General features: G+C 70.5%; 5 protein-coding genes. 1 reads left to right on the forward strand and 4 read right to left on the reverse strand.

Annotated features, from left to right (window positions below):
• Positions 1-62 precede the first annotated feature (62 nt).
• The 4 genes from ACX6XY_RS24810 to ACX6XY_RS24825 form a co-directional block, all read right to left on the reverse strand.
• Positions 63-803: an HAD family hydrolase gene (locus ACX6XY_RS24810; RefSeq protein ID WP_460334905.1), complete on the reverse strand. Its 741-nt coding sequence runs from the start codon at positions 801-803 to the stop codon at positions 63-65.
• Between the two features lie 71 nt (positions 804-874).
• Positions 875-2,356, reverse strand: a complete 1,482-nt coding sequence (gene gltX / locus ACX6XY_RS24815; RefSeq protein ID WP_460334908.1) for a glutamate--tRNA ligase — start codon at positions 2,354-2,356, stop codon at positions 875-877.
• A complete protein-coding gene (locus ACX6XY_RS24820) occupies positions 2,349-3,152 on the reverse strand; it encodes a fumarylacetoacetate hydrolase family protein (protein ID WP_460334911.1) in 804 nt (267 codons plus the stop codon). Before ACX6XY_RS24820 ends, gltX begins: the two co-directional genes overlap by 8 nt.
• Positions 3,153-3,290: 138 nt before the next feature.
• The gene (locus ACX6XY_RS24825) at positions 3,291-3,476 is read right to left on the reverse strand and encodes a hypothetical protein (protein ID WP_460334914.1); all 186 of its coding nucleotides are present in this window, start codon (positions 3,474-3,476) and stop codon (positions 3,291-3,293) included.
• A 601-nt stretch (positions 3,477-4,077) separates the two neighbouring features.
• Here ACX6XY_RS24825 and ACX6XY_RS24830 point away from each other — a divergent pair.
• Positions 4,078-6,311, forward strand: a 2,234-nt coding sequence (locus tag ACX6XY_RS24830; RefSeq protein ID WP_460334917.1) for a sensor histidine kinase, incomplete at its 3' end; no start/stop codon positions are given.

The following is a 6,311-nucleotide window of genomic DNA, read 5'->3' on the forward strand; positions in this document are numbered from 1 at the left end:
ATTTTGTTCGGCTTGCGCCCCCTGCCCGGCCTGTCGGCCCGGTGGGCGGCGCAGAAAGAACATTACCCGAAGGTGGACGGCGCTCCAAAACGGGTATCGCCGCTCAATACCGCGGGCAGCTCCGCGAGGCTCTCGATCCGGTGTACGCCCCACGGGACTTCCCGCCGGCCGTCCCGCGGCGCACCGCTCCGGTCGAGCCAGACGCCCCACAGCCCGGCGTCGCGCGCGCCGCGCGCGTCGGTCTCGGGCTGGTCCCCCACGTACGCCATCTCGCCGGGCGCGAGACCCAGCGCCTGGCACGCGGCCAGGAACGCCCCGGCGTCCGGCTTGGCCACGCCGAGCTCCGCCGCGCACAGCACCGCCTCGAACCGGTCCCGCACGCCCAGGGCGCGCAGTTTGCGCTCCTGGGGTGCGGTGGCGGCGTTGGAGAGCACGGCGTGCCGGTAGTCGCCGGCGAGCGCGTCGAGCGCGGGCACGGCGTCGGGGAAGAGCGACCAGGCCGCCTCGTAGTGGCCGCGGTAGCGGTCGAACCAGGCGTCGGCCTCGGCGTCGGTCAGCTCCGGTGCCCGGACGAAGTCCCGTACCCGGTCCCGGCGCTGCTCCGGGAACCCGGTCTCGCCGGCGACGAAGCGGGCCCAGTGCCGGTCGCCGACCGCCTTCCAGCGGTCGAGCGCCTGGCGCGCGCCGCCGAAGCGGTCCAGCAGCCCCTCGGCGGCGAGATGCGCGCCCATCCCGGAGCGGTCGGCCCGCGCGTAGTCGAAGAGCGTGTCATCGATGTCCCAGACCACGGCTTTGACCGGCATGACGCCGACGCTACGCGAAGGGACCGGAAGCCGTGGCGGCTTCCGGTCCTCTGGGTGTCGCGGCGGGCGCGCTACCCGGCCAGCTTCGCCAGGGCCGCGTCGATGCGGGTGAGGGCGCGGTCCTTGCCGAGGACTTCGAGGGACTCGAAGAGGGGGAGGCCGACCGTGCGGCCGGTGACGGCGACGCGGACCGGGGCCTGGGCCTTGCCGAGCTTGAGGCCGTGCTCCTCGCCCGCCGCCAGGACGGCGTTCTTCAGGGCTTCGGGGCTGGTCCAGTCGGCGTCGGCCAGCTTGGCGCGGGCCGTCGTCAGCAGGGCCGCCGGGTCGCCCTTGCCCATCGCCTTGGTCCAGGACGCCTCGTCCTCGACCGGCTCCTTCAGGAAGAGGAAGTCGACGTTGGCGGTGATGTCGGACAGGACCTGGAGGCGGGTCTGGGCGTGCGGGGCGATCGCCTCCCAGGCGGCCTGGTCGAAGTCCTCGGGCGCCCAGTTGGCGTGCGGGGCCTTCAGCCACGGGGTGCAGGCCTCGGCGAAGGCCTTCGGGTCCAGGCGGCGGATGTGGTCGGCGTTGATCGCCTCGGCCTTCTTCAGGTCGAAGCGGGCCGGGTTGGCGTTGACGTCGGCGACGTCGAACTTCTCGATCAGTTCCGCGACGGAGAACACGTCCTGGTCGGCGGAGAAGGACCAGCCGAGCAGCGACAGGTAGTTGAGCAGGCCCTCGGGGAGGAAGCCGCGCTCGCGGTAGAGGTTGAGCGAGGACTGCGGGTCGCGCTTGGAGAGCTTCTTGTTGCCCTCGCCCATCACATACGGGAGGTGGCCGAAGGCCGGGACCTCCTTGGCGACGCCCAGGTCGATCAGCGCCCGGTAGAGCGCGATCTGGCGCGGGGTCGAGGAGAGCAGGTCCTCGCCGCGCAGGACGTGGGTGATCTCCATCAGAGCGTCGTCGACGGGGTTGACGAGCGTGTAGAGGGGCGCGCCGTTGGCCCGGACGATACCGAAGTCCGGGACGTTCTCCGGGGTGAAGGTGAGCTCGCCGCGTACCAGGTCGGTGAAGGTGATCGGCTCGTCCGGCATCCGGAAGCGGATGATGTGGGAGCGTCCCTCGGCCTCGTAGGCGGCCTTCTGCTCGGCGCTCAGCGAGCGGCACTGGCCGTCGTAGCCGGACGGCTTGCCCGCGGCGCGGGCGGCCTCGCGGCGGGCGTCCAGCTCTTCGGTGGTGCAGTAGCAGGGGTAGGCGTAGCCGCCTGCCAGGAGTTTGCCCGCGATCTCCTGGTAGAGGTCCATGCGCTGCGACTGGCGGTACGGGGCGTGCGGGCCGCCGACTTCGGGGCCCTCGTCCCAGTCCAGGCCGAGCCAGCGCAGCGAGTCCAGGAGCTGCTGGTAGGACTCCTCGGAGTCGCGGGCCGCGTCGGTGTCCTCGATACGGAAGACCATGGCGCCGCCGGTGTGGCGGGCGTAGGCCCAGTTGAACAGGGCGGTGCGGACCAGGCCCACGTGGGGGTTGCCGGTCGGGGAGGGACAGAAACGTACGCGGACGTTCGTCGCGTTAGCCACGCTTGATCACCTTGTTGGTGAGAGTGCCGATGCCTTCGATGGTGACGGCGACTTCGTCGCCGACGGTGAGGGGGCCGACCCCGGCGGGGGTGCCGGTGAGGATGACGTCGCCCGGAAGCAGCGTCATGGCCTCGGTGATGTGGACGACCAGGTCCTCGATGGAGCGGATCATGTCGGTGGTGCGGCCGAGCTGGCGCTGTTCGCCGTTGACCGTGCACTGGACAGTCAGGTCGGCGGGGTCGACCTCGGTCTCCACCCAGGGGCCGAGCGGGCACGAGGTGTCGAAGCCCTTGGCCCTGGCCCACTGCTTCTCGCGCCGCTGGACGTCGCGCGCGGTGACGTCGTTGGCGCAGGTGTAGCCGAAGATCACGTCCTTGACGCGCTCGCGGGGTACCTCGCGGCACATCCGGCCGATGACCACGGCCAGTTCGGCCTCGTGGTGCAGCTCCTGCGAGAAGGAGGGGTACGCGATCGCGTCACCGGGGCCGATCACCGAGGTGGACGGCTTGAAGAAGGTGATGGGGGCGTCCGTGGCCGCGGGGATCTCGTGGCCGAGCTCCGCCGCGTGCTCCGCGTAGTTGCGGCCGATGGCCACGACCTTGTTGGGGAGCACGGGCGGCAGCAGCCGGACCCTGGCCTGGGAATCGGCGGGGTTCAGCGGAACCTTCGTGCCGGAGAGCTCGAAGTCGGCGAACGGAATGCCCTTGATGATGTCGAGGACGAGCTCGTCGGGGTTGTCGCCCTCGACCGCGCCGAAGGCGACATTGCCGTCGATGGAGAACCTGGCGATGCGCACGGAATGCGGGGCCCCTCTACTTACGTATCCCAGGGCCGGTGGGCCGGGAGCTGGCTGGAGACTGACGCTCCAGGCTATCGCGCGTGCGGCGGGCGATCGCGCGCTGCCGCTCCGGGCCTGCCGCGCGGGGCGGCCGGGCTACTGCGCGGCGGCGACCGGGGCGTCCATCAGGATCGTGCGGCGCGGGTTGGCCGTGCTCGTCGGAAGGTCGGCGGAGTGCTCCGGCTGTTCGGCCGCGGTCCGCAGCTCGTCGGCGTCCGTGAGGTGCGCCAGCGTGGTGCGCCGCGGGTTGGCTATGTTGCGGAACATCGTCGTCGTCTTCATCGGCGGTTCGGACCCCTGTTGTCTGTTGTTGCCTGTGTGTCTGCGATGGGTTCGCCAGGTGGTTCGCCGGTTGGCGGACTGGCCGTGGCTGTAAAGCGTCAGGCTAAACATTCAAATTCCCGCCAAAGCAGCGAACTCCGCACGATCTTCATGTGAGTTTGCTCACGAGCCGAGGGGTGAAAGGGGTAAACCGGACTGCCAAACAGCCACTCAGGAACGGACATTCCTCCATGGAAGACATCATTCCGCTCCTGATCATGGCGACTGGGACACCCCGGCTCCGCAAGCGGCTCGTACCCAATAGTCCGGAATGCAGGGAATCCCGCTCCACGTCTCGTGACCCGGCACTCACACGCCGTCACGGAGGTCACGGTCGGGTACCCGGCCCTTGTTGGAGATCCCGTGCTGTGCTGGAATTCGCGGGACCGCCGCGGGTATGAACCGGCGCGCAAAGGGCGCAACGCAGCGCCGAGCGGCGGTGCGAAACGGGGAGCCGCGCCGGTCACTCACGACCACCCACGGGGCCTTACGGGCCCCACGACGCCGACACCGTCTCGTCCGCTCGCGCGGGCAGACGCCTGGTCCAGAGGTTGCGACGCTAGTGCAGGGACGTTTCAAGAGGGATGGCAGCGCTGCGGCGGAGCCGGAGGCGCACGGTGGGAACAGCCCCATGACCGGCAGTTCCTCGCCCCAGCGCGCCCCGAGCTCCGGCCCGGCGCCGGCCGACGACCGCCCCGCGGGCGCGAAGGCCGGTACGGAGTCGGGCAAGTCCGGTGACGGCGCCCAGGCTCCGGCGAAGGGCCGCGGCAAGAAGCCGAGTGCCACCGGCTCCCGGCTCGCGCTGCGCAACTGGCGTATCTCCACGCGTCTGGTGTCGCTGCTCGCCCTGCCCGTCGTCGTGGCCACCTCGCTCGGTGTGATCCGGATCAGCGACTCGATGGAGGAGATCGAGCAGCTGGACCGGATGAAGCTGCTCACCGAGATGACCAAGCAGGCGACCGAGCTCGCCGCCGCGCTCCAGGACGAGCGCGACAAGTCGGCCGGCCCGCTCGCGCACGGCGTCGCGGAGTCGGACTTCACGGTCAAGGGCCCGCGGGACAAGACCAACCGCGCCCAGAAGGCGTTCATCGCCGGCACCGCGGACATCGACGACGCCCGCGGCGACCAGGCCATCGACAGCATCCGCGCGAACGTCCTCAACATCTCGACCCAGCTGAACACGCTCAAGGACATCCGGCGCACCGCCTACGACGAGAAAATACCGACCTCGCAGACGGTCGCGAACTACAACCAGCTGATCCAGCAGCTGCTCAGCCTCTCCCGCGACATGGCCCTCGCGACCAGCAACCCGGAGATGATCCAGCGCACCCGTACGCTGTCGGCCTTCTCCTCCGCCAAGGAGAACGCGTCCATCCAGCGTGCCGTCATCGCGGCCGCGCTGCCGGAGAACCGGGAGAAGTACGGCGACCTCTCCGACTCCGACCGGCTCTACGCGCTGGCCGCCTGGCGCAACGAGGACGCCGACCTCAACAACTTCAAGCGGTCCTACGCGGGTACCGGCGGCAACGCCGAGGAGCTGCTCAAGTCGATCGACGACAGCAACCCCGTCATCAAGGACGCGAACAGCTTCGCCGAACGCGTCCTGGACAACCCCAAGGGGCTGGAGAACGCGGACAAGCGCTCCTACCCCGACTGGGGCGACGCCGCCTCCACCAAGCTGAAGCAGATGTCGCTCATCGAGCTGACGCTGCTGGACGACATGGAGCAGGAGGCCCGCAAGCTGCGGGAGGAGTCGGAGCAGGCCGCGCTGTTCAACGGTGCGCTGCTGCTGCTCGTGCTCGGCGTCTCGCTGGTCGGCGCCTTCGTGGTGGCCCGCTCGATGATCCGCTCGCTGCGCCGCCTCCAGGACACCGCGACCAAGGTCGCCCAGGACCGCCTGCCGGAGCTGGTCAAGCAGCTCTCCGAGTCCGACCCGCAGGACGTCGACACCTCCGTCGAGTCGGTCGGCGTGCACTCCAGGGACGAGATCGGCCAGGTGGCCACGGCCTTCGACGACGTGCACCGCGAGGCGGTCCGCCTCGCCGCCGAGCAGGCGCTGCTGCGAGGCAACGTCAACGCGATGTTCACCAACCTCTCGCGGCGTTCGCAGGGTCTCATCCAGCGCCAGCTCTCGCTGATCTCCGAGCTGGAGTCCCGCGAGGCCGACCCGGACCAGCTCTCCTCGCTGTTCAAGCTCGACCACCTCGCCACGCGTATGCGCCGTAACGGCGAGAACCTCCTCGTTCTCGCGGGCGAGGAGCCCGGCCGCCGCTGGACCCGCCCGGTCCCGCTGGTCGACGTGCTCCGCGCCGCCGCGTCCGAGGTGGAGCAGTACGAGCGCATCGAGCTGGCCGCGGTCCCGGCGACCGAGGTCGCCGGGCGCGTCGTCAACGACCTCGTGCACCTGCTCGCCGAGCTGCTCGAGAACGCCACCTCCTTCTCCTCGCCGCAGACCAAGGTCAAGGTCACCGGTCACGCGCTGCCCGACGGCCGGGTGCTCGTGGAGATCCACGACACCGGCATCGGTCTCTCGCCCGAGGACCTCGCGGCGATCAACGAGCGGCTCGCCGCGCCGCCCACCGTGGACGTCTCGGTGTCCCGGCGGATGGGTCTGTTCGTGGTCGGCCGTCTCTCGCAGCGGCACGGCATCCGCATCCAGCTGCGTCCGTCCGACGCCGGCGGCACCACCGCGCTGGTCATGCTTCCCGTCGACGTCGCCCAGGGCAAGAAGGCTCCGGGCGGCCCCGGCGGCGCGCCCGCGCCGTCCGGCGGGCCGGCGGTGGCGCAGGCCGCGGC

Source organism: Streptomyces sp. O3, assembly GCF_054788135.1.

Bases quoted from the DNA above. Each gene is read 5' to 3' on its own strand.
- ACX6XY_RS24810 (WP_460334905.1), bottom strand. From the start codon at position 803: ATGCCGGTCAAAGCCGTGGTCTGGGACATCGATGACACGCTCTTCGAC.
- ACX6XY_RS24825 (WP_460334914.1), bottom strand. From the start codon at position 3,476: ATGAAGACGACGACGATGTTCCGCAACATAGCCAACCCGCGGCGCACC.